Annotated in this window: 20 protein-coding genes; 9 read left to right on the plus strand and 11 right to left on the minus strand. The window is 68.7% G+C overall.

What is annotated here, in order from left to right:
• Nucleotides 1–5: 5 nt before the first annotated feature.
• The gene (locus ACZYZ3_RS07185) at nucleotides 6–1,259 is read left to right on the plus strand and encodes an N-acetylglucosamine-6-phosphate deacetylase (protein WP_463963135.1); all 1,254 of its coding nucleotides are present in this window, start codon (nucleotides 6–8) and stop codon (nucleotides 1,257–1,259) included.
• On the opposite strand, the gene ACZYZ3_RS07190 is transcribed toward ACZYZ3_RS07185, so the two are convergent.
• The 3 genes from ACZYZ3_RS07190 to ACZYZ3_RS07200 all read right to left on the minus strand — a co-directional run bounded on the left by ACZYZ3_RS07190 (nucleotide 1,249) and on the right by ACZYZ3_RS07200 (nucleotide 4,346).
• A complete protein-coding gene (locus ACZYZ3_RS07190) occupies nucleotides 1,249–3,024 on the minus strand; it encodes a hypothetical protein (RefSeq protein WP_463963136.1) in 1,776 nt (591 codons plus the stop codon). The two genes, ACZYZ3_RS07185 and ACZYZ3_RS07190, sit on opposite strands and share 11 nt — an antisense overlap.
• 123 nt (nucleotides 3,025–3,147) lie before the next feature.
• Nucleotides 3,148–3,849 carry an anti-sigma factor family protein gene (locus tag ACZYZ3_RS07195; RefSeq protein WP_463963137.1) on the minus strand — a complete coding sequence of 234 codons (702 nt, stop codon included), beginning with the start codon at nucleotides 3,847–3,849 and terminating at the stop codon, nucleotides 3,148–3,150.
• Entirely contained in the window at nucleotides 3,846–4,346 is a 501-nt protein-coding gene (locus ACZYZ3_RS07200) for a sigma-70 family RNA polymerase sigma factor (RefSeq protein ID WP_463963138.1), read from the minus strand. The genes ACZYZ3_RS07195 and ACZYZ3_RS07200 overlap by 4 nt, the downstream gene beginning before the upstream one ends.
• 188 nt (nucleotides 4,347–4,534) lie before the next feature.
• Here ACZYZ3_RS07200 and ACZYZ3_RS07205 point away from each other — a divergent pair, with 188 nt between their 5' ends.
• Nucleotides 4,535–5,047 carry a COG4315 family predicted lipoprotein gene (locus ACZYZ3_RS07205; protein ID WP_463963139.1) on the plus strand — a complete coding sequence of 171 codons (513 nt, stop codon included), beginning with the start codon at nucleotides 4,535–4,537 and terminating at the stop codon, nucleotides 5,045–5,047.
• Nucleotides 5,048–5,079: 32 nt separating this feature from the next.
• Here the strand turns inward: ACZYZ3_RS07205 and ACZYZ3_RS07210 are convergent, their stop codons facing one another.
• Nucleotides 5,080–5,946 carry a DMP19 family protein gene (locus tag ACZYZ3_RS07210; RefSeq protein ID WP_463963140.1) on the minus strand — a complete coding sequence of 289 codons (867 nt, stop codon included), beginning with the start codon at nucleotides 5,944–5,946 and terminating at the stop codon, nucleotides 5,080–5,082.
• 242 nt (nucleotides 5,947–6,188) lie between these two features.
• On the opposite strand from ACZYZ3_RS07210, the gene ACZYZ3_RS07215 reads away from it, so the two are divergent.
• The gene (locus ACZYZ3_RS07215) at nucleotides 6,189–9,698 is read left to right on the plus strand and encodes a DEAD/DEAH box helicase (protein ID WP_463963141.1); all 3,510 of its coding nucleotides are present in this window, start codon (nucleotides 6,189–6,191) and stop codon (nucleotides 9,696–9,698) included.
• Between the two features lie 143 nt (nucleotides 9,699–9,841).
• Here the strand turns inward: ACZYZ3_RS07215 and ACZYZ3_RS07220 are convergent, their stop codons facing one another.
• The 6 genes from ACZYZ3_RS07220 to ACZYZ3_RS07245 all read right to left on the minus strand — a co-directional run bounded on the left by ACZYZ3_RS07220 (nucleotide 9,842) and on the right by ACZYZ3_RS07245 (nucleotide 15,193).
• Nucleotides 9,842–10,249, minus strand: a complete 408-nt coding sequence (locus ACZYZ3_RS07220; protein WP_463963142.1) for a hypothetical protein — start codon at nucleotides 10,247–10,249, stop codon at nucleotides 9,842–9,844.
• A 258-nt stretch (nucleotides 10,250–10,507) separates the two neighbouring features.
• Nucleotides 10,508–10,930, minus strand: coding sequence for a heat shock protein transcriptional repressor HspR (locus tag ACZYZ3_RS07225; protein ID WP_463963143.1), 423 nt, complete (start codon nucleotides 10,928–10,930; stop codon nucleotides 10,508–10,510).
• A gap of 15 nt (nucleotides 10,931–10,945) precedes the next feature.
• The gene (locus ACZYZ3_RS07230; RefSeq protein WP_463963144.1) at nucleotides 10,946–11,938 is read right to left on the minus strand and encodes a DnaJ C-terminal domain-containing protein; all 993 of its coding nucleotides are present in this window, start codon (nucleotides 11,936–11,938) and stop codon (nucleotides 10,946–10,948) included.
• A gap of 52 nt (nucleotides 11,939–11,990) precedes the next feature.
• The gene (locus ACZYZ3_RS07235; protein WP_463963145.1) at nucleotides 11,991–12,665 is read right to left on the minus strand and encodes a nucleotide exchange factor GrpE; all 675 of its coding nucleotides are present in this window, start codon (nucleotides 12,663–12,665) and stop codon (nucleotides 11,991–11,993) included.
• A gap of 2 nt (nucleotides 12,666–12,667) precedes the next feature.
• Nucleotides 12,668–14,530, minus strand: a complete 1,863-nt coding sequence (gene dnaK, locus ACZYZ3_RS07240; RefSeq protein WP_463963146.1) for a molecular chaperone DnaK — start codon at nucleotides 14,528–14,530, stop codon at nucleotides 12,668–12,670.
• A 258-nt stretch (nucleotides 14,531–14,788) separates the two neighbouring features.
• Complete coding sequence (locus ACZYZ3_RS07245) at nucleotides 14,789–15,193, minus strand: hypothetical protein (protein WP_463963147.1); 405 nt, start codon at nucleotides 15,191–15,193, stop codon at nucleotides 14,789–14,791.
• 216 nt (nucleotides 15,194–15,409) lie between these two features.
• Between ACZYZ3_RS07245 and ACZYZ3_RS07250 the strand changes: the two genes are divergently transcribed.
• The gene (locus tag ACZYZ3_RS07250; protein ID WP_463963148.1) at nucleotides 15,410–16,396 is read left to right on the plus strand and encodes an NAD-dependent epimerase/dehydratase family protein; all 987 of its coding nucleotides are present in this window, start codon (nucleotides 15,410–15,412) and stop codon (nucleotides 16,394–16,396) included.
• On the opposite strand, the gene ACZYZ3_RS07255 is transcribed toward ACZYZ3_RS07250, so the two are convergent.
• Nucleotides 16,393–18,627: an MMPL family transporter gene (locus ACZYZ3_RS07255; protein WP_463963149.1), complete on the minus strand. Its 2,235-nt coding sequence runs from the start codon at nucleotides 18,625–18,627 to the stop codon at nucleotides 16,393–16,395. The two genes, ACZYZ3_RS07250 and ACZYZ3_RS07255, sit on opposite strands and share 4 nt — an antisense overlap.
• A gap of 203 nt (nucleotides 18,628–18,830) precedes the next feature.
• Here ACZYZ3_RS07255 and ACZYZ3_RS07260 point away from each other — a divergent pair, with 203 nt between their 5' ends.
• The 5 genes from ACZYZ3_RS07260 to pabB all read left to right on the plus strand — a co-directional run bounded on the left by ACZYZ3_RS07260 (nucleotide 18,831) and on the right by pabB (nucleotide 23,959).
• The gene (locus ACZYZ3_RS07260) at nucleotides 18,831–19,370 is read left to right on the plus strand and encodes a MarR family winged helix-turn-helix transcriptional regulator (RefSeq protein ID WP_463963150.1); all 540 of its coding nucleotides are present in this window, start codon (nucleotides 18,831–18,833) and stop codon (nucleotides 19,368–19,370) included.
• A 131-nt stretch (nucleotides 19,371–19,501) separates the two neighbouring features.
• On the plus strand, nucleotides 19,502–20,317 hold the full coding sequence (locus ACZYZ3_RS07265) for a methyltransferase domain-containing protein (protein WP_463963151.1): 816 nt from the start codon (nucleotides 19,502–19,504) through the stop codon (nucleotides 20,315–20,317).
• Nucleotides 20,318–20,547: 230 nt separating this feature from the next.
• A complete protein-coding gene (locus ACZYZ3_RS07270; protein WP_463963152.1) occupies nucleotides 20,548–21,171 on the plus strand; it encodes a LysE family transporter in 624 nt (207 codons plus the stop codon).
• 161 nt (nucleotides 21,172–21,332) lie between these two features.
• Nucleotides 21,333–21,902 carry a low molecular weight protein-tyrosine-phosphatase gene (locus tag ACZYZ3_RS07275; protein ID WP_463963153.1) on the plus strand — a complete coding sequence of 190 codons (570 nt, stop codon included), beginning with the start codon at nucleotides 21,333–21,335 and terminating at the stop codon, nucleotides 21,900–21,902.
• Nucleotides 21,899–23,959 carry an aminodeoxychorismate synthase component I gene (gene pabB, locus ACZYZ3_RS07280; RefSeq protein ID WP_463963154.1) on the plus strand — a complete coding sequence of 687 codons (2,061 nt, stop codon included), beginning with the start codon at nucleotides 21,899–21,901 and terminating at the stop codon, nucleotides 23,957–23,959. The genes ACZYZ3_RS07275 and pabB overlap by 4 nt, the downstream gene beginning before the upstream one ends.
• Nucleotides 23,960–23,980 lie beyond the last annotated feature (21 nt).

Here is a 23,980-nt window from a genome sequence, read left to right on the forward strand (position 1 = left end):
CGACCATGCCCAGCCCGGAACCCCGCGCAGCCGCCCCGAAGTCCCCCTACGTCCTGGCCGGAACACTGATCTCGGACGGGCACACCACACCTGATGCAGTCGTTGCGGTGGCCGGCGGCCGGATCGCCTACGCCGGGCCCAGGCGAGGGTTCGGCGCCGCAGGCTTCCGCGGCGCACGGGAAATCACCCTTCCGCCGGGCAGCTCGATCCTCCCCGGACTCATCGACCTGCACTGCCACGGCGCGGCCGGCGGCGGCTTCCCCACCGGCGACAGCCGCGCATGCCGCGACGCCGTCGGCTTCCTGCACCGCAGCGGAACAACAACGCTGCTGGCCAGCCTTGTGACGGCGCCCGCGGAGGAACTCCTCCGGGGAATCGGGGTGTTGAGACCGCTGGCGGACGAGGGGCTCATTGCGGGCATCCACGCCGAGGGCCCGTTCCTCTCCCCGGCCCGCTGCGGGGCGCAGAATCCGGAGTGGCTCCGGATCCCGGACCTGGGTCTGCTCGACCGGCTGCTGCACGCGGCCGGCGGCACGCTCAGGACCATGACGTATGCCCCCGAACTGCCCGGAGCCGGCCGGCTGGTCAGCATGCTCACCGGCAACGGTGTCACGCCGTCGCTGGGCCACACCGCCGCCGACGCCCGCACCGCCGCTGCCTCACTGACCGGGGCGGCCGAATCCTTGCGGGCCGACGGGACCGGAGCAGGACGGCGGCCCACGGTGACGCACCTGTTCAACGGGATGCCGCCGCTCCACCACCGGAACCCCGGACCTGCGGCGGCGTGCCTGCGCCTGGCGGCCAACGGCACCGTGGCCGTGGAACTCATTGGCGACGGCGTCCATCTGGACCCCGAGACGGTGCTGATGGTGTTCGAGCTGGCCGGCACCGACAACGTCGTCCTTATCACCGATTCCATGGCGGCGACCGGGCTGCCCGACGGCGACTACCAGCTTGGCCCCTCCGCCGTGACGGTGCACGGCGGCGTGGCCGCGCTCAAGAGCAACGGGGCCCTCGCCGGCGGCACGGCCACGTTGCTCGAGGTGGTCCGGAGGACCATTGGGGCCGGGGTGCCGCCCGAAGACGCGGTGAAGGCAGCGACCCTGGTTCCGGCGGGGATCCTGGGCCTCGAGGACCAGATCGGCAGCCTTAAGCCAGGCATGCGCGCGGATATCGTGGCGGTCGATGGTGACTTCGGGCTGGCCGCGGTTCTGCGCGGCGGCCAGCCCTTGCCCCGCCCTGCCGGGGTCAGGGCTTGAAGTCGTCGTGGACCACGACGCGCGACAGCTCAATCGATCCGTCCGGCAGACGCCAGAAGTGCAGCCGCCGGGCCGAGGCCACATTCTGCTCGATCGCCGCACGGAAGCACTTTGCCCCGTCCTCACGCACTCGCTGGGCCGTGTCTGCGCCCGTATGGGCCCGCAGCGCGTGGACCTCACGCGCCGCGTTCCGCTCCGCCGCCCCGGTCAGGACCTCCACCATGGCCTTGAGCGCCTTTGCCACGATGCCTGGCTCGGTGAAACCGTACAGGGACGCCGCAAACTGCGGTCCGGCCCTCCAGTCCGGGGGCAGCGGCTGCCGTGCCTTCTCGGACCCCGGAACGTTATTGGCCCACGCGAGGTACACGTCGTGCCGCAGGCGCTCTCCGGCCGTCGCGAACAGCGCGTCCGAACCGCCAGCCAGGGCGCGTTTGAGCGCGGGCTGCGTCCGGCGCTTGTAGGCCCTGAGGTCCAGGAGTTCCTCATTTCGCCGGGCGAGCCGGACCTGGGCGTCCTCCAGCGCCCCCCGGGCATCCTCAGCAAGCTGTTGTTCCGTCCCAAGTTCCCGCCGAAGGGCGTCCTGCTCCTGCTGGAGGCTGACCAGTCCGGCCCCGGCCTCGCTGGCGGCGACGACAAGTTCCTGCAGGGCTGAGACCTTCCTCCGTTCGGCTTCGAGCTGGAGCTGGACGGTCATCAGCGCGGCCGAGGGCCCCGGGGCGGGTCCCGCCGCCGCGGAACCGTTGCCCTGCGCTCCGGACCCGGCTCCCCCGGGGCCGGAGCCGGCGGGAGCCTCGGCAGGGAACGTCCGGCCCGAGGTGGGCTGCTCGGTAAGGTGCCGCCCGGACCGCAGCCAGGGCGTACCGCCGGCCAGGAGCGCGGGCGCGGGCACGACGTCGGCGTCATCGTCGACGTCGAGCAGGGACAACACCACCGCCCCGTTTACCCGCAGGAACCGCGCCACCACCACCTCGCCTTCCGTCACGAGGCTGTCGGCGGCGTCGAGGGGGTTGGAAGAGATCCGGGCCTGGTCAACGGTCCAGCTGGAGCCCGGGTAGAGGGTGAGCTTCGCGTTTTTGGCGCTGACCTGTTCGGCCAGGGCGAGGACCAGGTCGCCGGGCCGGTAGAGCTCGGCGAGACGGGGCACGGTCTTCAGCCCGTTGATGTCGAGCGTCCTGTCCTCGGCGTTGAGACCGCCCTCGACGGGCTGGCCCAGGTCCAGCATCCAGTCAAGGCGGACCGGCGGGACCACGTGCTCGCGCTGGATGGTGCAGCAGCTGCCGTCACCCAGCTCGACGATGGCCCGGGAACCTGCGCTGGCGAAGGCCTTGACAGTGCCCCGGACGCGCCGGGGCAGGGTGCGGACCGGCGCGGACTTCGGCGGGACCACGGTGATCAGGCCCAGCACGTCCTCGATGATGTCCTCGGTCGCACGGACAGCAGCTTCGCGGTCCCGGGCCATCCGCAGCGGGCTGCGGTGCACGGCCGTCATCCAGCGAAGATCCTCCGCGTAGACCCGTGCCGCATTGCCGAAGACGTGGGCGCCGGACGGGAGGATGTCGCCGAAGGCATAACTCTCCGGACCGTTTTCCAGCCAGAAAACGTCGGCCAGATCACCGACTTCCCGGGCGATGCGTTCGACGTCGATGCGGTTTTCCCGCTGCTCCGGATGCCAGGAGATAACCGCCGCCGGCCTGGTCCGCCCGGCCGCCGTCAGCTGCAGCGCCAGGTCTTTGCCGGAAGTGACAACCACAAAAGCCTGTTCCATAACGAATCCCCAATCGCCGGTGCGGACGTGCGTGCCGCAGGTGGTGGGGAAGCCGTCGGCTCCCCCACCATGAGTAGAGCAGGGAGGTCCGACAGTTAATGCGGGGCCGTGATGCCGAGGCTGTTATCCCCGCGGCACGGCGATAACCGCCATCGTCTGTTGCTGCCCGTCCCGCATCTCGACGCTGGCGATGTTGGAGAGCTGCAGGGGCGTGGCCCCGGTGATCCTGACCCTGCCGCTGGGCGTTGCCGTCCACGCGCAGGCGCGGTCTTCCACGCCGTCACTGTCCTTCACCCAGAGCGAGAAGGTGCCGTCCACCGGCAGGCTCCGGCCGTCGACCGCGAGTTCGGTGCCCCAGGTCTTCTTCACCATGCCCACCGTGATCTGCAGCCCCTCACTTGCCTGGACTGAGTAACTGGCGTCCGGTTTGGGCGGCTGGTTGAACAGCGGCGCGGCCAGGATTCCGAGGGCGAGGCACACCGCGGCCACCGCAGCGAGCGCCGCGGTCCAGCGGCGTCGTGCGCTCCGGCGGCGCGTGGACAGTTCCTCGAGCAGCCGCCGGGGCTCGGCGGCCGGCGCGGGATCCGGCGCGGGATCCGACGGCGACGGTTCCCGCCCGGCAGCAGCCGGAGCAGCGGCGGCGAGCGCGACGGCGTCGGGGACCGGAAGCGCGTCCAGCAGCGCGGGGAGGCTGGCCAGTTCGTCCAGCTCACGCCGGCAGTCCGCGCAGCTGAACAGATGCTGCTCAAAGGCGGCGGCCTCCTCAGGCTCCAGGCCGCCCAGAAGGTAGGCGCCGAGCAGCTGGTGCCGCTCCGTGCCGCTCACCGTTCCACCCCCATCTCATCGAGGATCGCGCGGAGCGCCCGCACGGCGTAGAACGCCCGCGACTTTACCGTTCCGCTCGGGATCTTCAAGCTGACCGATGCCTCCTGGACGGTGTAGCGGCGGTAATGCAGGGCCACGAGAACGTCCCGGTGCTCGGCGCTGAGCCGCAGCAGCGCCTCTTCCATCAGCACCCGGTTGAGAAGTTCGTTCACGCGTTCCGCGCCGTCGGCCGGGTCCGCCAGCTCCCGGTCCGACGTCTCACGGGGCCGGCGCTGGGCCTTGCGGTAGTTATCGATCATGATGTTGCGGGCCGTCCTGAACAGGTAGCTGCGCAGGCTGCCGGTGATCTGGGGGGCCTGCTGCCAGACCCGCAGGATGGTCTCCTGCACCACGTCATCCGCCAGTTGCGGGTCGCGGGAGGCACTGAGCACGAAACGCCGGAGGGCCGGCCCGTGGTCGCGGTAAATCGCCGCCACCACGTCTTCGTCCAGCGACATGACCGCCCTCCCTTGGCCCTTAGGGTTTCTGCGCTTGCCCCCTATGACGCGCGGACCGGAAGAACGGTTCACGCGCGCGGGTTCCGGGGAACCGCCCAAGGCCTGCTGTGAACCATTCTTCCCCCGGGGCCGTCGTATCGGGTAGCGCCGGCCTGGCCCGTTGGTCGGTTCGAGTAAAGGAGCAGCAGATGAAAAAGCACCTTGGCATCGGCCTGTCCGCTTTCGCCCTCGCCGCATTGCTCTCCGGCTGTGCCGGCACCAGCGGCACTGCCACGTCGCCGACGTCGGGGGCGGCGACTTCGGCTCCGGCGTCGACCTCAGCACCCGCCGCGGCCGCCCCGGCCCTCAAGGTCGCGGATTCGGCCGCCGGCAGGATTGTGGTCGACGGCAAAGGCATGAGCGTCTACTACTACACGAAGGACGTCAAAGACTCAGGGACGAGCACCTGCACCGGCGGCTGCCTCGATGCGTGGCCCCCGGCCCTCTCCACCGCCGACACTCCAACCGTCGACGGCGTCACCGGCACCGTGGGCACCATTGCCACCCCGGATGGCAAGAGGCAGCTCACCGTCAACGGGATGCCCGTGTACTACTACGCCAAGGATCTGGCGGCCGGGGACATCCTGGGCCAGGGCGTCGGCAGCGTCTGGTACCTCGTCGCCCCATCAGGTGAAATGATCACAGGCGCCGCCGGGTACTAGCGAAAGACGTCCCCGGCGGCCGACGGCCGGGCTCAGTCGTCCTCGACCTCGAACTCGACGGCGGCCAGAATCTCCTTCGTGTCCGGGTGGATCATGACCGCTTCCTGCTCGTCGTCCAGCATCAGGAACTCGCCCTGGTCCGTGGTGAAATGCCACGCCAGGGTTCTCTGGCCGTCCCGGTCATAGTTGGGGTCGCCCATGGTGATCTTCACGAGCGTGTGGCCGGCCACGTCGCAGAGCTCGCGGATGATCACCTCGAATTCCGGGGTGTCCAGCAGGTCATCCTCGGCCGCCTCGGCCTGGCGCTCCGCCAGGTTCGGGATCCGGGACACCCGCTCGGCGATGTGTCGGTCGAGTTCCTCGTCGTCCAGGACCAGGAGGTCTGCCTGGCCCTGGAGCCAGGCGGCGTTGAGCGCGGTGATGTCCTCGGTTTCCAGCAGCGCCTCGAACTCGCCGTCGAGTTCCTCCAGGAGCCGGACCGCGGCCGGGACGTCCGTGCCGCCGTCCAGATCCGCGTCCCCGTCAAGATACGCGTCGGCTTCCTCTTCGGAGAGGGCCTCGAAAGCGTCCACGGTACGGTTGAAGAGCGCCAGGTGCGCTGCGGCCCCCATGTTTTCCAGCCCGGCCCGGACGTAGGCGTCGATGTCCTCACGGTCGGGCGCGGTAAACACGTACTGGGCGAACCCGCCGCCCAGCGCCTGCGTCAGGTAAAAGTCGACGTAATAGCTGCGCAGCGCGTTCGGTGCGATCTCCCCGATGTCGAGCAGCTCCGCGTACATGGCGTTGACCACGTCCACGTTCGCGTCGACGACGTCCGCGTCACTGCCGTTGCTGATCCCCTGCGGCAGGACCGTCGCGTAGCCGGTGGCGGAAAGGGTGGTGGAAAGGCTGTTGCTCATGGAAAATCCTCACTGCTGAAAGGCGGTGGCGCTCCGAACCCTTTCCACGCTACGTGGCGCCGCCCGCACCGGGGTTGAGCCTCAGCTGAACGTCCGGCGAAGTTTGGGTGTCCCGGGACCGGCACGCCCCCGGCCGGATATCCACTTAGCCGGATATCCACTTAGCCGGGCACCCAGTACGGGGACCCCGGCCAGGCTCGCTAAGATGGAGCCGATGACCAACTGCTGAAAGTAGCGCGCACATGCCATCCCATCCGGACGATAGTGCGGCACTGGCAATACAGACTCCCGCGATCAACGACCGCTCCCTCGCGGCCGGACTTGCCTACGCCATGGGGAGCCGCGTTTCCGGTATTTCCTTCGACGCCGCCACCGGGCTGATGCTTGGAAAAGTGCGGGGCGGCTCCGATGTGCCGTATTCGACGACGGCGAAACTGGTCCGGAAGGCGGGCGGCTGGAGCTGCACCGTGGGTGTCTGCAGCTGCCCGGTCCGGAAGGACTGCAAGCATGTGGCCGCACTGTTGTTCGCAGCCGAGGACAACCCCGCGATCCGGGTCCAGCTGCTGGCTCCCGCCGACGTCAGCCGGCTCTCCCGGCAGACACCGGTGCTCGAAGTCCCGGACTGGGAACAGGCCCTCAGCCCGCTGATCGCCCAGCCGGGGATCACGCAGTCCACCAGCGGGGTGCCCCTGGCGCTCCAGTTCGAGATTGAAGAACCCGCCCCGCACTTCTCCTACACCGGACGCCGGGATCCGCTGCGCAGCGTGCGCCAGCTGAAGGCCCGTCCCGTGATCATGGGCGCCAAGGGCAAATGGATCCGCGGCGACGTCTCCTGGAACACCCTGAGCTACCTGAGCTACCGGCGCGAATGCAACGAGGCCCACGTCGAGTGGATGCAGGAGTTCCTCGCGTCTCACACCGCCCAGGCGAACCGCCAGCACGCCGGAACGGGACTGTGGCTGGGCCTGAACACTTACGCCGGGAAGAACCTGTGGAGCCTGCTGGCCCGGGCGGGGAAGATCGGCCTCGCCCTGGTCCACAGCCGGGGCCCGGAGCCCGTGCGCCTCGTTGAACAGCCAGCCGCCGTCGGGCTCAATTTGACCCGGTTCGGCACCGCTCCGGCCCCCGTCGAGGGGGACGGCGCCGTCGTGCCCGCCATCACCGGCGGGGACGACGGCGGGCTGTCCCTGTCCCCCCGCATCACCGTGGAGGGTGAGGTGGTTGATCCGGCCACCGTCGGGACGATCGGGCGCCCGGCCCACGGGATCTTCCTGACCTCCGGGGCGGACGCCCTGCCGGGAGTCGCGCCAACGGACTCCGCCATCACGCTCGCCCCGCTGGAGAGCGGGCTCAGCGAGGAGCTCCTGACCTTCGTCACGGCGGGAACCACGCTGCACATCCCGGCCCGGGACGAGAGCCGCTTCCTCACCGGCTTCTACCCCAAACTCAAGCAGAGCGCCCGGGTCACGGCCTCGGACGAGTCTGTGGTGCTGCCCCAGCTGGCTGTTCCCACCCTGTCGCTGCTGGCGAATTACGGCGCCGACCACCGGGTCCGGCTGCACTGGGAGTGGCACTACAAGTCCGGCACGCTCGTCACGTCGCAGCCGCTGTGGCGCCACCCCGGCGATCACGGCTACCGGGACGACCCCGCCGAGGCCCGCACCCTCGAAGCCCTCGGACAGCCGTGGGACGTGGTGCCGGCGCTGGGCGAGTCGGCCACGGGCGGCTGGGGAACACCGCGACTGGCTGCCTCGGCCGAACTCAGCGGCCTCGACACCCTTGCCTTCACCGAGGAGCTACTGCCCCGGCTCCGCGAGGTCCCAGGCGTCAGTGTGGACACGGCCGGCGAGATCGCCGACTACCGCGAGGCCGAGGAGGCCCCGGTTGTGTCCATCTCCACCAAGGCCACCGAGCAACGGGACTGGTTCGACCTGGGCATCCAGATTTCCCTGGAGGGCCAGCCGGTGTCCTTCGCAGCGGTTTTCTCCGCCCTCGCGGCCGGCCAGACGAAGATGCTGCTGCCCAGCGGCGCCTACTTCTCCCTGGACCTGCCCGAACTGCACCAGCTGCGGGCGCTGATTGAAGAGGCGCGGGAACTGCAGGACAACAAGGACGCGCCGCTGCAGATCAGCCGTTTCCAGGCCGGGCTCTGGGACGAGCTCGCGCAACTGGGCATCGTGGACGAACAGGCCGCGGCCTGGCGTGAGGCTGTCGGCGGGCTGCTGGAAGGCGGCGTCAAGGGCCTGCCGTTGCCCGCGACCCTCAACGCCGAGCTGCGCCCCTACCAGCTGGAGGGTTTCAACTGGCTCAGTTTCCTCTACCGGCACGGACTCGGCGGGGTGCTGGCCGATGACATGGGACTGGGCAAGACGGTGCAGGCCCTGGCGCTGATCTGCGCCGCCAAGGACTTGGCGTCCGGGCCCGCCGCAGCGTCCGACGGCGGTGCTGCCGCCACCCTGGCCGGCGCCTCGGCGCCTCCCGCGTCGGATCCGAGCGGCGCTGCCGCCGGCGCCGCACCGTTCCTGGTGGTGGCCCCGACGAGTGTGGTGGGCAACTGGGAGGCCGAGACTGCGCGGTTCGCCCCCGGCCTCACGGTGCGCGCCGTCGGCGAAACCTTTGCCAAGAGCGGCTCGAGCCCCGCCGAGGCCATGGCGGGCGCGGACATCGTCATCACCTCCTACGCCCTGTTCCGGATCGACTATGAGGCCTATGCCTCCAAGGAATGGGCCGGCCTGGTCCTGGACGAGGCCCAGTTCGTCAAGAACCACCAGTCCAAGGCCTACCAGTGCGCCCGGAAACTCCCGGCGGCGTTCAAACTCGCCATCACGGGCACCCCGCTGGAGAACAACCTGATGGAGTTCTGGGCGCTCACCTCGATCGTCGCGCCGGGGCTCTTCTCCAGTCCGAAGCGGTTCGCCGAGTACTACCAGAAGCCGGTCGAAAAGAACGGTGACAAGGCCCAGCTGGACAAGCTCCGGCGCCGGGTCCGCCCGCTCATGATGCGCCGCACCAAGGAGCAGGTCATCCACGACCTGCCGCCGAAGCAGGAGCAGATCCTCGAGGTGGTGCTGAACCCGCGGCACCAGAAGGTCTACCAGACGCACCTGCAGCGGGAACGGCAGAAGATCCTGGGCCTGATCGATGACGTCAACAAGAACCGCTTCACCATCTTCCAGTCCCTCACGCTGCTGCGGCAGCTCAGCCTGGATCCGTCGCTGATCGACCCCTCGCTCGCCGGGGTGCGCTCCAGCAAGCTCGACGTGCTCTTTGAGCAACTGGAGGACCTTGTGGCCGAGGGGCACCGGGCCTTGATTTTCAGCCAGTTCACCGGCTTCCTGGGCAAGGTCCGCGAGCGGCTCGTCGAGGAGAAGATCGAGTTCTGCTATCTCGACGGCAGCACCCGCAACCGCACCGACGTCGTGAACGAGTTCAAGAACGGCGCCGCCCCGGTGTTCCTGATCAGCCTCAAGGCCGGCGGCTTCGGCCTGAACCTGACGGAGGCCGACTACGTGTTCCTGCTGGACCCGTGGTGGAACCCGGCCTCCGAGGCGCAGGCGGTGGACCGCACGCACCGGATCGGCCAGGCCCGGAACGTTATGGTCTACCGGCTGGTCGCCAAGGACACCATCGAGGAAAAGGTCATGGCCCTTAAGGCCAGGAAGTCCCAGCTGTTCGCGGACGTCATGGAAGGCGATGCCCTCTCGGGCGGGGCGCTGACGGCCGAGGACCTGGCCGCGCTGTTCACCGACTGACGCACCCCCGCCCCGGGCACCAACGCGGGGTCACTTGGCGCCGGTAAAACCCCCAGGATAGGCGCGGAGTGACCCCGCGTTAGTGGAGGATAGGCGCGGAGTGACCCCGCGTTAGTGGAGGATAGGCGCGGAGTGACCCCGCGTTAGTGGAGGATAGGCGCGGCCGCCGCAGTCACGAAACGGGAGCCCGCCTGCTTCCGGAACCACGTGGCCAGTTTCTTGCCCCTGCCCTTCCACCAGCTGTCCTCATCACCGCCGTGCCGCCACCGGTAGATCACCATGACCATCACGAAGACCCCGGCGGCGACGTCCCGCCACGTCCCGCTGGCGGCATCGATCAGCACGCTGACGGCGCAGATCAGGATCGAGGGCCAGGCCAGTGTGGTGAAAACGCTATTGGCCATGTAGCGGCCGTGCGAACGCGGCACCGAGAGGGCGCGGACCATGTCGAAGCAGACACAGATGACGACAATGGTCTGGCCCAGGGTCAGCAGGATGGAGCCCGTGAGGGATCCTGCAAACAGGGCCAGGGCCTGGAGCCCGGAGTTCATGCCCTGCCCACGTTCGGCGCGGGTCCAGGTGCCGATATGCCCGGCGGAGAAGGATCAAACATGCGGTGCCCCCCGGCTTTCCTCGCTGTTCCGCTGGCGGTGATGCCAGTCGTTCGTGCCAGGACAATTCAAACGGCGGGGCGGGCACGAAGTCACGCAAACCCTGTACCCGTCTTTCCGGCCGCGGACTACCCGGGCGGGCGCGCGGATACCTGCCCCTGCCCGGTCGGGCTACTTGGAGGCGGCCGGCGGCCAGCGTCACTCGCCGTTCCGCGGCCTCCACACAACGACGGCCTGGGTCCGGGCGCGGGGGCGCTTGCCGCGGACCAGGCTGACGACGTCGCCCGCGGCTCCGGCGGCGAAAATGCGGGACTCCAGGCTGCGGGGGCGGCGTTCGAGTTCTTCGCTCAGCTCGGCGACACGCCGCTGCAGGGCCGCCACCTGGTTCTCCAGCTGGAGGATCCGTTTGATGCCTTCGAGGGAGACGCCCTCCTGAGAGAGCCGCTGCACCTCACGGAGCATGGTGATGTCGCGCTGCGAATAGCGCCGGGACTTGCCGGGGGCGCGGCTGGGCGAGACGATGCCCAGCCGGTCATACTGCCGCAGCGTCTGTGGGTGCATGTCGGCCAGTTCCGCAGCGACGGAGATCACGAAGATCGGCTGGTCGTACTCGATGGCCATGGCAGGCGTCCGCTTCTAGAGCCGGGCCTTGGCTGCCAGTTCGGCGCGGACGTCCTCGCCGGCGGTGGCCGCGGCGAAGGCCTTGACGGCCTCCTCGGCTTCCTTGTTCAGCTTCCGCGGGACGGCGACGTCGATAGTCACCAGCAGGTCCCCGGTGGCCTTGGTGTGCTTGACGCCTCGGCCCTTAACGCGGAGGGTGCGCCCCGACGGCGTGCCGGCCGGGACGCGGACTTTGACCTTGTCGCCGTCGATCGTCGGGACCTCGATGTCGGCGCCCAGGGCAGCCTCCGGGAAGGTGACGGGCACGTGGATGCGCAGGTTGTCGCCGTCGCGGACGTAGAAATCGTGCGGCTTCACCGAGACCGTGACCATGAGGTCCCCATAACCGGCCGGACCGTGCTGGCCCTTGCCGCGGACACGCACTTTCTGGCCGTCCTTGATGCCGGCCGGGACGCGGACGTCGATGACTTCGCCGTCCGGTTCGCGCAGGCCGATGGTGGTCCCGCGGATGGATCCGGCAAAGGAAATGGAGGTCGACGCCGTCCGGTCCGCGCCTTTCTGCGGGGCACGCTGGAACGACTGGCCGCCGCCGAAGCCGCCGCCGGCGCCGGCGCCGCCGAAGAGATCGGCGAACTCCGGCGGAATGCCGCCGGAGGTGTTGTACCCGCCGGTGTGGCGTGCGCCGCCACCGGTGAACAAACCACCAAAGAGGTCCTCGAAGCCAGCCCCTCCGCCGGCGCCGCCGCCACCGCCCGGGGCGAACCGGGCTCCGCCGCCCATTGCCCGGATCGCGTCGTACTGCTGGCGCTCATCGGCATCGGAGAGCACGGAGTACGCCTCGGAGATGTCCTTGAACTTCTTCTCCGACGCGACATTCCCCGCATTGGTATCCGGATGGTGCTGCCGCGCGAGCTTCCGGTAAGCCTTCTTGATGTCGGCGTCGGAAGCGTCCTTGGCGACTCCAAGGATCTTGTAAAAGTCCTTGTCCACCCAGTCCTGGCTAGCCAATGGCGTTTCCTTTCAAATCTGTGTGCCGAGGTGACAGTTCGATGGGGTACTGCTACGCCGGAACAGCCACGATGACCTGGGCTGCCCGCAGGACCCGGTCGCCGGTCTTGTAGCCGGAGCGCAGGACCTGGCTGACGGTGTCGATTTCGACATCCGGTCCGGGCTGCTGGATGAGGGCCTCGTGGATCGTGGGGTCGAACTCCACGCCGGTCTGATCGATGCGCTCCAGGTTGTACGTCTTCAGCGCGTTCTCCAGCTTGGCGGCGATCGCGGCGAACGGTCCGTCCGTCAGGTCACCGTGCTGGCGGGCGGCGTCGACGTCGTCCAGTACCGGGAGCAGGGAGTTCAGGACGCCGATGACGGCCATCTCCCCTGCCACGGCACGGTCGCGTTCGACGCGCCTGCGGTAGTTGACGTACTCGGCCTGCAGGCGGCGCAGGTCATTCCTGAGCTCCTCCGCCGCCGCGTCGTCGGCACCCTGGGCCACGGACTCCGCGGCTGGCACCTCGACACTGTTGAGGATGTCCTCCGCCTGGGACAGGGCGTCCCCGGAATCGGGGGCCCCTGCGGCGTGGTGCTCCTGGTCGGGGTGGCGGGCCTGGCCGGTCTTCGGATCAACCTTGCGGTTGTCGTGGATGATCGGTTTCTGCGGCTCGTTCTCCCGCTGTTCAGCGTCGCGACGGCTCTCGGAAGAACCGTGCTCTTCTTCGTTACCGTGGTGCGGCATGGTTACTTCTTCTCGTCTTCGTCAACGATCTCGGCGTCGACGATGTCCTCGTCGGCTCCTGCTGCCGGCTCGCCGGCGGGCGCACCCTGGGCGCCGGTGGCGCCGTCCGGGGAACCAGCCTGGGCGTAGATGGCCTCGCCGAGCTTGGTCTGGGAAGCCTGCAGCTTCTCAGACGCGGTCTTCACGGCTGCGTCGTCGGTGCCTTCGAGAGCGGCCTTGAGGGCGTCGACGTCGGCCTGGACCTCGGTCTTGACCTCTTCCGGCAGCTTGTCGGCGTTGTCGGCGATCAGCTTGTCCACGGAGTAGGCGAGCTGCTCGGCAGTGTTGCGGGTGTCGGCTGCCTCGCGACGGGCCTTGTCCTCTGCTGCGTGCTCCTCGGCGTCCTTGACCATGCGGTCGATGTCTTCCTTGGAGAGGCTGGAACCGCCCGTGATGGTCATGGACTGTTCCTTGCCGGTGCCCTTGTCCTTCGCGGAGACGTGCACGATGCCGTTGGCGTCGATGTCGAAAGTGACCTCGACCTGCGGGACGCCCCGGGGGGCCGGAGCAATCCCGGTCAGTTCGAAGGTGCCCAGCGGCTTGTTGTCGCGGGTGAACTCGCGCTCGCCCTGGAAGACCTGGATGGCCACGGACGGCTGGTTGTCATCCGCCGTGGTGAAGGTCTCGGACCGCTTGGTCGGAATGGCCGTGTTGCGCTCGATCAGGTGCGTCATGATGCCGCCCTTGGTTTCGATGCCAAGGGAGAGCGGGGTGACGTCGATCAGGAGAACGTCCTTGCGCTCGCCCTTCAGGACACCGGCCTGCAGGGCGGCGCCGACGGCGACAACCTCATCCGGGTTCACGCCCTTGTTCGGCTCCTTGCCGCCGGCGAGTTCCTTGACCAGGTCGTAGACAGCGGGCATGCGGGTGGAGCCGCCAACCAGCACGATGTGGTCGATCTCGGAAAGCTTGATGCCGGCTTCCTTGATGACGTCGTGGAAGGGCTTCTTGGTGCGCTCGAGCAGGTCCTTGGTGAGGTCCTGGAACTTGGCGCGGGTTAGCTGCTCGTCCAGGTGCACCGGGCCGTCGGGGGTGACGGAGAGGTACTGCAGGGAGACGTTGGTGCTGGAAGAGGAGGAGAGTTCCTTCTTGGCCTGCTCCGCTGCCTCACGCAGGCGCTGGAGCGCGATCTTGTCCTTGGACAGGTCGATGCCCTTGACCTTGAGCTGGTTCAGCAGGTAGTCGACGACGCGCTGGTCCCAATCGTCGCCACCGAGGCGGTTGTCACCCGCGGTGGAGCGGACCTGGATGGTGGAGAAGTTGTCCTCGTCTTTGCCTACCTCGAGGAGGGAGACATCGAAGGTTCCGCCGCCGAGGTCGAAGACGAGGATGAGTTCATCTTCCTTGCCCTTGTCCAGTCCGTAGGCCAGGGCTGCCGCGGTGGGCTCGTTGACGATGCGCAGGACCTTGAGGCCCGCGATTTCGCCGGCTTCCTTGGTGGCCTGGCGTTCGGCGTCGTTGAAGTACGCCGGAACGGTGATCACGGCGTCCGTGACCTTTTCACCGAGGTAGGACTCGGCGTCGTTCTTAAGCTTCATGAGGATGCGGGCGGAGATTTCCTGCGCCGTGTACTTCTTGTCGTCAATGGCGACGTTCCAGTCGGTGCCCATGTGGCGCTTGACGGAGGCGATGGTGCGGTCAATGTTGTTGACGGCCTGGCGCTTGGCGATCTCGCCAACCAGCACTTCGCCGGACTTGGAGAACGCAACAACCGACGGCGTGGTGCGGCCACCCTCGGCGTTGGCAATGACGGTGGGCTCGCCGCCTTCGAGAACGGAGACGACGGAGTTGGTTGTTCCGAGGTCAATACCTACTGCACGTGACATGTGTTGCTTCCTTCTTTCCGTGAAAAACTTGCTGAGATGGCCGCGGACCGCGGGGATCCGGCCGTTATTGAGCGATCTGCACTCAACTTTACTCAGGCCCGCTTCAAAGTCAATCCGAAGTTGAGCGCAATGCGCTCAACTTCGGATTGAGGGGAGGCCGGGTGCCCCCATCGGGCGGTCCGTTCCCTGGAATTCCGGCAATTCCCAGACGGCGGCCAGGCCGGCCGCAGCTGGTTTCGCTGTGCGCGAAGTCGCCGCTCAGCGGTCCCCGCTGTCCGCTTCGCCGGCGGAGTCGTCCCGGGCGCCGGCCCGATCGCCCGCCCCTGCAGCTTGGCCCTTTCCGGCGCGCCGGGCGTCCGCTTCGCCGGCGGTTCCGTAGTCGCCCTCGGGGTACTCTCCCTCCACTGCGGCGGGCGGCGTCGTGCCGGCACCTGCCGCACCGTAGTCGCCCTCGGGGTAGTCGCCCTCTTCCGCTCCGACGGCGGTGGCGCCACTGACACCTGCAGCCCCGTAGTCACCGGTGGGGTACTCGCCTTCTTTCGCCTCGGGCGGATTCTCCCCGGCGGTGCCGGCCGCGCCATAGTCGCCCTCGACGTACTGGCCCTCGGCCGCCGCGTCGTCGGGTTCTGCTGCCGTTCGATCAAACTCGTTGTTTTCGGACATGGTTGGATCCTTCCTGGAAGCCTCGGCGCGCCCAGGCAGGCGCACGGGCAGTCTATCGAGCGCCGCCGGAAGGCAACAGGGGTCGACGGCGGTAGACGGCCCGCCGGGACAGGCTGCATTCTGATCTCAGAACACTGCTCTCAACACCGGGCGGGACCGCCGAGGGCCGACCCCGCCCGGCCGCAGGCGATGGACCACAGCGAAAGTGAGCACCCCATGTCCCAGCCCGAACCCCCATCGGCCCCGGCCCTGTACGTCGTCACTGGCGCCGGACCGGTCGGCTGGACGGTGGCCGAGCAGCTCGCAGCGTCCGGACACCGGGTGCGGGTGCTCACCCGCTCCGGCAGCGGGCCCGACCACCCGCGCGTCGAGAAGGGAGCCGTGGATGTGTCCGACCCGGCGCAGCTCGGCGGGCTGTTCCGCGGAGCCAAGGCCGTGTTCCACTGCATCCACGGCTCGACGTACAGCGCCAGGACCTGGGCGGAGGAGCTTCCCCGTGCCGAGCAGGCGGTCCTTGCCGCGGCGGGCAAGGCGGGCGCCGTGGCCGTCTTTCCGGAGAGCCTGTACTCCTACAGCGAGCCGGACCGGCCGATGACCGAGGCGGGCCCGCGCACGGCCCGCGGCGGAAAGCGCGGCATCCGCACGGAGCTCTTGAAGGCCAGGGCAGTTTCCGCGACGGACACCGTGAGTGTGGTGGCGAGCGATTTCTTCGGTCCCAGGGTCCGCAGCGCGCACGCCGGCGAGCGCATGGTGAAGCCGGCACTGGCGGGTAAACCCCTGCTGGTAATCGGCAATGCCTGGCTGCCGCATTCGTTCACGTATGTGCCGGATCTGGCCGCGGCCATGATCCGGGCCGCGCAGGATCCCACGCTGTGGAACCGGGTGTGGCATGCCCCGACCGGACCGGCGCTGAGCCAGCGGAAGATCGCCGAAGCATTCGCCGCCGCTGCCGGCGCCCGCACCCCGAGGGTGGCGGTGGTCCCCGGCTGGGTGCTGCGGACGATGGCGGCCTTCTCCCCCGGGGCCCGGGAACTTGCCGAGACCCTGTACCAGTTCGAGCACCCCTTTGTGCTGGACTCAAGCGCCAGCGAGGCCGCCCTGGGGCTGCGTCCCACCCCACTCAAAGAAGCAGCCGCCGCCACGGTTGCCTGGTGGGGGGAACCAGGACCGGTGACGGCGGCTGCAGTTTCAGGTGCCGGCTAGCGGATTCCCGCCCGTGCAGTCTTCGGGTCCGGAGCGGAGGGCAGAGCACGCACGGCAGCATCCGTCTCGGGGCGCCCCAGCCTGCTCGGCCACCAGATCCGCGGGCCGATGTCGTAGGCCAGTGCCGGGACAAGCAGGGAGCGGACCAGAACCGTGTCGAGCAGGACCCCGAAGGCCACGATGAAGGCCAGCTGCACCAGGAACATAATGGGAATGACGCCCAGGGCCGCGAAGGTCGCCGCGAGCACCACGCCGGCGGAGGTGATCACCCCACCGGTGACGCCTAGGCCGCGCAGGGTGCCGGGCCGGGTGCCGTGCTTCAGGGATTCCTCCCGGACTCGGCTCATCAGGAAGATGTTGTAGTCCACTCCCAGGGCCACCAGGAAAACGAAGCCGAAGAGGGGCACAGTGGCATCGGCCCCCGGGAACCCGAAGATGTTGTTGAACACGAAGGCGGAGACGCCCAGTGCGGCGCCGTAGGACAGGACCACCGAGGCAACCAGCAGGACCGGCGCCAGCACCGAGCGCAGCAGCATCATCAGGATCACGAGGATGACCGCGAGGACCACCGGGATGATGGTGACGAGGTCGCGCTGGGCGGTGGTGTTTGTGTCCAGGGCCGTCGCGGTCACTCCGCCGACCAGTGCGCCGTCGTTGACCTTCTTGAGGTCCTGGCGCAGGACCACCACGACGTTTTCAGCCTCATTGGAGTCGGCGGCGAAGTTCAGCGTCGCGTTGATCAGGACCTTGCCGTCCCGCACCGCGGGAGCCGCGGGAGCCGGGCGCGCCCCGGGGGCACCGGGGGCAGCTGGTGCGCCGGTGACGATCGGCATGCCGCCGTCGGCAAGCAGGTAGGCGTCACCAACGCCGTCAGTCGCCTTGGTCTGTTCCAGCACTTCCTGCGCCGTAGCCTCGTTGGCGACGATCACGACCGGGCTGCCGGTGCCGGCGTCGAAGTGCCGGGCCAGGGCGTCCTGGCCGTCGACGGCGTTGGAGGCGGTGAGGATGACGTCGGTCTGCGGGACACCGTTGGCCTTGAGCTGCAGGACGCCGGCGGAGGCCACCAGGAGCAGCAGAACGGAGGCGATCCAGACGGTCCGGGGCCGGCGGGACACGAGGGAGCCGGTGGCGCGCCACAGGCCCTTCTGTCCCTCTAGGCCGGTGACGATTTCAGGCTCACGCTCGGTCTCCGGGAGCAGCTTGGGGAGGAACGGCCAGAACGCGGCGCGGCCCAGCAGCGCCATCATCGCCGGCAGGAGGGTGAGTGCGGCGAAGAGTGCGCAGAGAATGCCCGCGGCCGCCACCGGGCCGAGGGCCTTGTTGGAGTTGAGATCGGAGAACAGCAGGCAGAGGAGCGCGATGATGACCGTGGCACCGGAGGCGATAATGGGTTCCCACGAATTTTTCCATGCTGTCAGCGCGGCGGCCGTCCGGTTGGTGGTGTGTGTCAGCGCCTCGCGGAACCGGGACACATAGAGCAGCGCGTAATCCGTAGCGGCACCGATCACCAGGATGGACAGGATGCCCTGGCTCTGGCCGTTGAGCTGGATCCAGCCGAGCTTGGCCATGCCGAAAACGAGCAGGATGGCCGCGCAGAGGGCAAAGACCGAGGTGAAGAGGACGGCGATTGGCAGCAGCAACGAGCGGTAGACAATTAGCAGGATCACGAACACCGCACCGAGAGCCGCGAGCAGCAGAATGCCGTCAATGCCGGCGAAGGCGCTGACTAGGTCCGCTGTCAGCCCCGCCGGACCGGTCACGAAGGTCTGCATGCCCTCCGGGGCGGACGCCTGCACCTCGTCGCGGAGTTCCTTGACGATTTCCTTCACTTCGCCGGCCGAATCGATCGGGACGACGAACTGCACGGCCTTGGCGTCTTCGGAGGGAATGGGGCCGATGACGGTGCTGGCGCCGCCGACGGCTTCCAGCTCGCCCTTCATGGCGGCCACCTCGCCGAGCTGGGCCGGGGTGAAGGCGGATTCGCTCTCAATCACAATGACGGCGGGGATCTCGTTGGTGTCCCGGAACTTGGCCTGCCAGTCCTGGACTGCCGTGGCCTCGGCCCCGGCCGGCAGGAAGGATGCCTGGTCGTTCGAGGAGACCTCCTCCAGCCGGCCGAAGGTCGGTCCGCCGATCCCGGCGATGGCCAGCCAGGTGATGACCAGCAGGACCGGAACCAGCCAGCGCAGCCAGAAGGGGACGCGGGCACTGGTGTGTGGAGTCTTGTTCATGGTTCCTTCTGGTGCTTGCCTCGGACGAGTAGAATTGAGTCCATAATAGACTATCTCCATAATGGAGATAACCCTTGTGCGCTTAAAACTTCGGAATACCGCGTGACGCCCCGGGAACGATGCCGGGCGGCGCTGAAGTAAACTCCGGAGGGCGCCACCTGCGGAGCAGGCGCCACAGGCCACGGGAGAGAGGACGGTGCACCGTGACAATTGATCCCCCGGTACGTCCCGGATCCCCCGATACCCCCGGACCGCCGCCGCTGGTCCGGCTTCTGCAGGAATTCAGCCTGGAGGCCAACCGCTACGTGGATTCCGCCGGCGGCCGCAACGACATGCACCGGACAGACCTCAACGCCCTGGCCGTGATCATGCAGCACGCCGCGAGGAACCAGATCGTTACGCCCGGTGTGCTCCGCAAGGAACTCCACCTGAGCTCGCCCGCCACCACGGCATTGATCGACCGGCTGCACAACTCCGGCCATGTGGTCCGCGAACGGCAGGGCACGGACCGCCGCCAGGTCCAGCTCCGGATGACCCCCAAGGCCTACCGTGACGGCGGCGCCATGTTCCAGCCGTTGGCCCGCCACACGGCGGCAGCGATGGCCGAATTCACCCCGGAGGAACTGGAGATCGCCACCCGGTTCATGGTCGCGATGATCGATGCCACGGTCAGGGCCGGGCAGGAGGCGGCGCAGGAGCCGGCGCCGCCGCCCCAGGCGCCGTCGCCAATTGCCCCGCAGTAGTTGGCGTTTCCGGACGTCCGCGCCGGCCAGAAGCGGCGAAGCTGACGGACACACGCGAAGTCCTGCCGCCTTCCCCGCTGCCCGCTGCCCGCTTTCGCGGATTTGCCAGCGCGAAGCGGTAGCGTTTCCTTATGAGTGCGCAGCAGCCTGAGGATGTGTACACCCACGGCCACCACGAATCGGTGGTCCGCGCCCACGCCTCGCGGACGGCGAAGAACTCCGCGGCGTTTGTGATCCCGCACCTCACCCCCGGGGTGTCGGTGCTCGACGTCGGCTGCGGGCCAGGCAGCATCACGTGCGATTTCGCCGGGCTCGTCTCCCCGGGGAAGGTCACCGGACTGGACCGCTCGCCCGAGGTGATCGGCCAGGCGGCTGCCCTCGCGGCCGAGCGCGGCGTGCAGAACGCCGAGTTTGTCGCCGGCAACATCTATGATCTCGACTTCGAGGACGAAACGTTCGACGTCGTGCACGCCCACCAGGTGCTGCAGCACCTCACGGACCCCGTCGCCGCGCTCCGGGAAATGCGGCGCGTCGCCAAGCCGGGCGGCATCGTGGCGGTGCGCGACGCCGATTTCCACGGCATGAGCTGGTTCCCTGCCGTCCCCGAACTGGATGAATGGATGGAGCTCTACCAGCGGATCGCCCGCCGCAACGGGGCCGAGCCCGACGCCGGCCGGCGACTGGTCTCGTGGGCCCAGTCCGCCGGCTTCATCGACGTTGCCCCCTCCAGCAGCAACTGGCTCTACGCCACCGGCCAGGAGCGCCGCTGGCAGGCACGGGTGTGGGGTGAACGCGTGCTGCATTCGGCCTTCGCGGACCAGGCGCTCGAGTACGGCTTCGCCAACGCCGCAGGCCTGGCCCGGATTTCCGCCGGCTGGCACCGCTGGGGTTCCACAGATGACGGCTGGTTCCTTATCCCCAACGGCGAGGTGATCGCCCGGGCGTGAAGCGGTCCGGGCGGGCTGGGGTCACGGGTTATTGGTTCACCCGCGCGCGCTCGTACTTTGACCAGTATCCGAGCCACGACGACCTTCCAAGAACCATGTTGCATTGGTCCCATTCGAACGTGGACCGGTGCTGCTGCGCCCGGTGCGACCCCTCGCTCGACCGGCCAGCGCCTGACAGCGTTGAATAGCGACGGCCCAAAGAGCCGCAGCCGCGGCCGTACACTGAATCAGTGCAACCCTCCCTGTGGCTGGCCCTGGCGGGCGCCGGCATCCTGATCAGCTTCACGCCCGGTGCTGGCGCCATCAACACCATGAGCAATTCCCTGAACTCCGGCTTCCGGCGTTCCCTTTGGGGCATTCTTGGACAGCAGGCCGCGCTGGTGGTGCACATCGTGATCGTGGCCCTCGGTGTCGGCGTGCTGGTGGCCAGCTCGCCGGTCGCGTTCAATGTGATCCGCTATGCCGGCGCCGCCTACCTTGTCTACCTGGGCATCCAGCAGTTTCGGCACACACCCGATCTGGACCAGGAGAAGGCTGCCTCGCTGCGCAACGAGCCGGCCTTCTCCATGTTCCGCCGTGGCCTGTGGGTCAACCTGCTGAACCCCAAGGCGATCGTGTTCTTCCTGGCCTTCATGCCGCAGTTCATCCGCCCGGAGGAGCCGCTGCTGCCGCAGTACCTGGTCCTGTCCGCCACCGTGATCGTCATCGACATCCTCGTCATGTGGTTCTTCTTCGCCGCCGCCGCCAAGTCCTTCCAGCGCTTCACGCTAGATGCCCGCGGGCAGCGGATCCTCAACCGGACGTTCGGCGTGCTGTTCATGGCCGTCGGCGTCCTGCTGGCCCTCATCCACTGACCGTCCACGGCCAGCAGTCCGCTCGTTAGGCGCAAGGGTGCCAACCGCAAAAAACCCCGCCCGCACCCATCGTGACAGTCCGAAATACAAGTGTGACAAGACTTGTAATGTCCGCGGCCCGGAAACTGGCCAAGAGGACCCGCATGATTCATGCTTGCACTATGACCTCAACGTCGAGCCAGTACCGGATCATCGCGGTCTGCACCGGAAACATCTGCCGGTCGCCGATGGCCGAGCTGATGCTGGCGGAGGCCATCGCCGCCGGGGGCCTGGCCGGCGCCGCCGTGGATTCGGCAGGAACCACGGCCTATGAGGCGGGCCGCCCGATCGACCCGCGGGCCGCCCGCAAGCTCACCGCCCACAGCATCCCCTCGGACCGCCATGTGGCGCGCGAATGGCGGGCGGAATGGTTCCGGACCCGCGACCTCATCCTGGCCCTGGATGTGGACCATTTCGGCTGGCTGCAGCAGGCGGCACCGGACCGCGAATCGCTGTCCAAGATCCGGATGCTGCGCAGCTTTGACCCGTCCGTCGCGGGCAAGGACCCCCTGGACCAGGGCATCGAGGACCCCTGGTACGGCGGCCACGCAGACTTCGACCTGACCTGGACCCTCATCCACGCGGCGCTTCCCGGGATTGTGGAGCACATCCGGGCCGAGCTCGGCCGGCGGCAGCGACCCGACGGGCAGCACCCCGGCACCGCAGGGCAGCCGGTACGCTCTATTTCATGAGTCCTGCACCCGTCATCATCGCCATCGACGGACGCTCCGGCGCAGGCAAGACCACCCTGGCGATCGAACTGGCGGCACGGCTCCGCGAACACCACAAGGTTTCCCTCTTCCATCTTGAGGACATCTACCCCGGCTGGAACGGCCTCGCAGCCGGCATTGAACGCTACGTCTCGACCGTCCTGACCCCGCTGCACCGCGGCGAGCCGGCCGAATGGGTCAGCTGGGACTGGAATGCGCACTACGACGGCGCCACGCGCACGACCCAGCCGGCCGACATCGTCCTGGTGGAAGGGGTAGGCGCCGCCGCGGAGGCCGCCCGCCCCTTCCTCGCCGCGGTGGTCTGGGCCGATTCGCCCGAACACGACCGGCGCAGCAGGGCCCTTGCCCGCGACGGCGAAAGCTACGAACCCTACTGGGATGAATGGGCCGCACAGGAGCTGGCGTGGCTGGCCGAGGACGACGTTCCCGGCCGCGCGCATGTCCGGGTGCTCAACCTCGCCGACGGTGCCGCTCCCGAGGAAGTGCTGCAGGCGCTCCAATACCTGCCGGCGGTCGCCCCGGCGCTTCTCCCCGAGCTTGGCGCCCGCCGCGGCCTCCAGCTCCGCGCCGAACGGATCGACGCCGCCCCGGACCCGGCCCGGCTGTTCGAATCCCTGTTCGGCCACTCAGCCAATGCCGTCTGGCTCGATTCCTCCCTCGCGCCGGACAGCAGCGCCGGGGAGGAACGGAGCCGCTTCAGTATCCTGGCCGACGACGGCGGCCCGTTCGGCCAGTCGGTCCGGCACAGTTCTGGCACCACCCGCGTCAGGGTCGGCAACGCCAGCGTCTGGACCGAGGGGCCGTTCTTCCGCTGGCTCGACGGGGCCTGGGGCCGCCCTGACCTCCGCGCCCCGGCGGACTACCCCTGCGAATTCACGCTGGGCTGGCTGGGCTACCTCGGCTACGAGCTTAAACGCGAGACCGGCGGAAGCAACGTCACGGCCGAGACCCCCGACGCCTGCCTGCTGTTCGCCGGCCGCGCGGTGGTGCTGGACCATGTGGACGGCACGGTCTGGCTGCTGGCCCTGGACACCGCGGACGCCGGCGGCTGGCTGCAGACGGCCCGCACCGCCACCGGGACATGCTCAGGGCCGGCGGCGGGAGCCGTCAGCACCGGAGCCGGCGGCAGCGCCGCCGTCGAACCGTCCGCCCCCGCCCCGGACTTCGCCGCGCGGGACTCGGAAGTCTCCTACAAATCCAAAATCAGCGAGGCCCAGCACGAGATCGCCGAGGGCAACACCTACGAGGTCTGCCTGACCACCGCGCTGGCCGTGGAGCTCCCCGCCTCCGCGCTGGACCCGTGGCGGGCCTATCTGGCGCTGCGCCGGAGGAATCCCGCGCCGTTCGCGAGCTACCTGCGGTTCGGGGACCTCACCGTGGCGAGCACCTCACCGGAGCGTTTCCTGCGCATCACGGCCGAGGGCGGCATGCGCGCCGAGCCGATCAAGGGTACCCGGCCCCGGGACCCTGACCCCGCCCGGGACGCACTGTTGCGGCATGAGCTGGAGTCCTCCCCGAAGGACCGCGCCGAGAACATCATGATTGTGGACCTGCTGCGCAACGATCTCAGCCACTTCGCCGTGCCCGGCTCGGTGTCGGTCAGCCGGCTCTGCGCGATCGAAAGCTACGCCACGGTCCACCAGATGGTGAGCACCATCAATGCCCGGCTTCGGCCCGGGATGCCGCGGGCCGAAGCCGTCGCGGCCTGCTTCCCGGCCGGCTCCATGACCGGCGCCCCCAAGGTCAGCACCATGGCCATCCTGGACCGGCTCGAGGGCGCCCCCCGGGGCGTGTACTCCGGAGCTATCGGCTATTTCTCGCTCAACGGCGCGACCGACCTGGCGGTCGCGATCCGCACCCTCCTCCTGAGGAAGCTGCCCGGAGGCGGCACCGGACTCAGCCTGGGCGTCGGCGGCGCGATTACGGCGGATTCCTCGCCTCAGGAGGAGTACGAGGAGATCCGGACCAAGGCCTTCGGGGTCCTTTCGGCGCTCGGCGCGGAGTTCCCGCCCGGCTGACAACCGCGCCGCTGCGGCGCG

Source organism: Pseudarthrobacter linnaei (assembly GCF_055412825.1).

Coding starts and splice junctions, on each gene's coding strand:
- pabB (WP_463963154.1), top strand. CDS start 21,899: ATGAGTCCTGCACCCGTCATCATCGCCATCGACGGACGCTCCGGCGCA.
- ACZYZ3_RS07185 (WP_463963135.1), top strand. CDS start 6: ATGCCCAGCCCGGAACCCCGCGCAGCCGCCCCGAAGTCCCCCTACGTC.
- ACZYZ3_RS07205 (WP_463963139.1), top strand. CDS start 4,535: ATGAAAAAGCACCTTGGCATCGGCCTGTCCGCTTTCGCCCTCGCCGCA.
- ACZYZ3_RS07225 (WP_463963143.1), bottom strand. CDS start 10,930: ATGGCCATCGAGTACGACCAGCCGATCTTCGTGATCTCCGTCGCTGCG.
- ACZYZ3_RS07215 (WP_463963141.1), top strand. CDS start 6,189: ATGCCATCCCATCCGGACGATAGTGCGGCACTGGCAATACAGACTCCC.
- ACZYZ3_RS07200 (WP_463963138.1), bottom strand. CDS start 4,346: ATGTCGCTGGACGAAGACGTGGTGGCGGCGATTTACCGCGACCACGGG.
- ACZYZ3_RS07210 (WP_463963140.1), bottom strand. CDS start 5,946: ATGAGCAACAGCCTTTCCACCACCCTTTCCGCCACCGGCTACGCGACG.
- ACZYZ3_RS07245 (WP_463963147.1), bottom strand. CDS start 15,193: ATGTCCGAAAACAACGAGTTTGATCGAACGGCAGCAGAACCCGACGAC.
- dnaK (WP_463963146.1), bottom strand. CDS start 14,530: ATGTCACGTGCAGTAGGTATTGACCTCGGAACAACCAACTCCGTCGTC.
- ACZYZ3_RS07265 (WP_463963151.1), top strand. CDS start 19,502: ATGAGTGCGCAGCAGCCTGAGGATGTGTACACCCACGGCCACCACGAA.
- ACZYZ3_RS07235 (WP_463963145.1), bottom strand. CDS start 12,665: ATGCCGCACCACGGTAACGAAGAAGAGCACGGTTCTTCCGAGAGCCGT.
- ACZYZ3_RS07220 (WP_463963142.1), bottom strand. CDS start 10,249: ATGAACTCCGGGCTCCAGGCCCTGGCCCTGTTTGCAGGATCCCTCACG.
- ACZYZ3_RS07250 (WP_463963148.1), top strand. CDS start 15,410: ATGTCCCAGCCCGAACCCCCATCGGCCCCGGCCCTGTACGTCGTCACT.
- ACZYZ3_RS07275 (WP_463963153.1), top strand. CDS start 21,333: ATGACCTCAACGTCGAGCCAGTACCGGATCATCGCGGTCTGCACCGGA.
- ACZYZ3_RS07255 (WP_463963149.1), bottom strand. CDS start 18,627: ATGAACAAGACTCCACACACCAGTGCCCGCGTCCCCTTCTGGCTGCGC.
- ACZYZ3_RS07190 (WP_463963136.1), bottom strand. CDS start 3,024: ATGGAACAGGCTTTTGTGGTTGTCACTTCCGGCAAAGACCTGGCGCTG.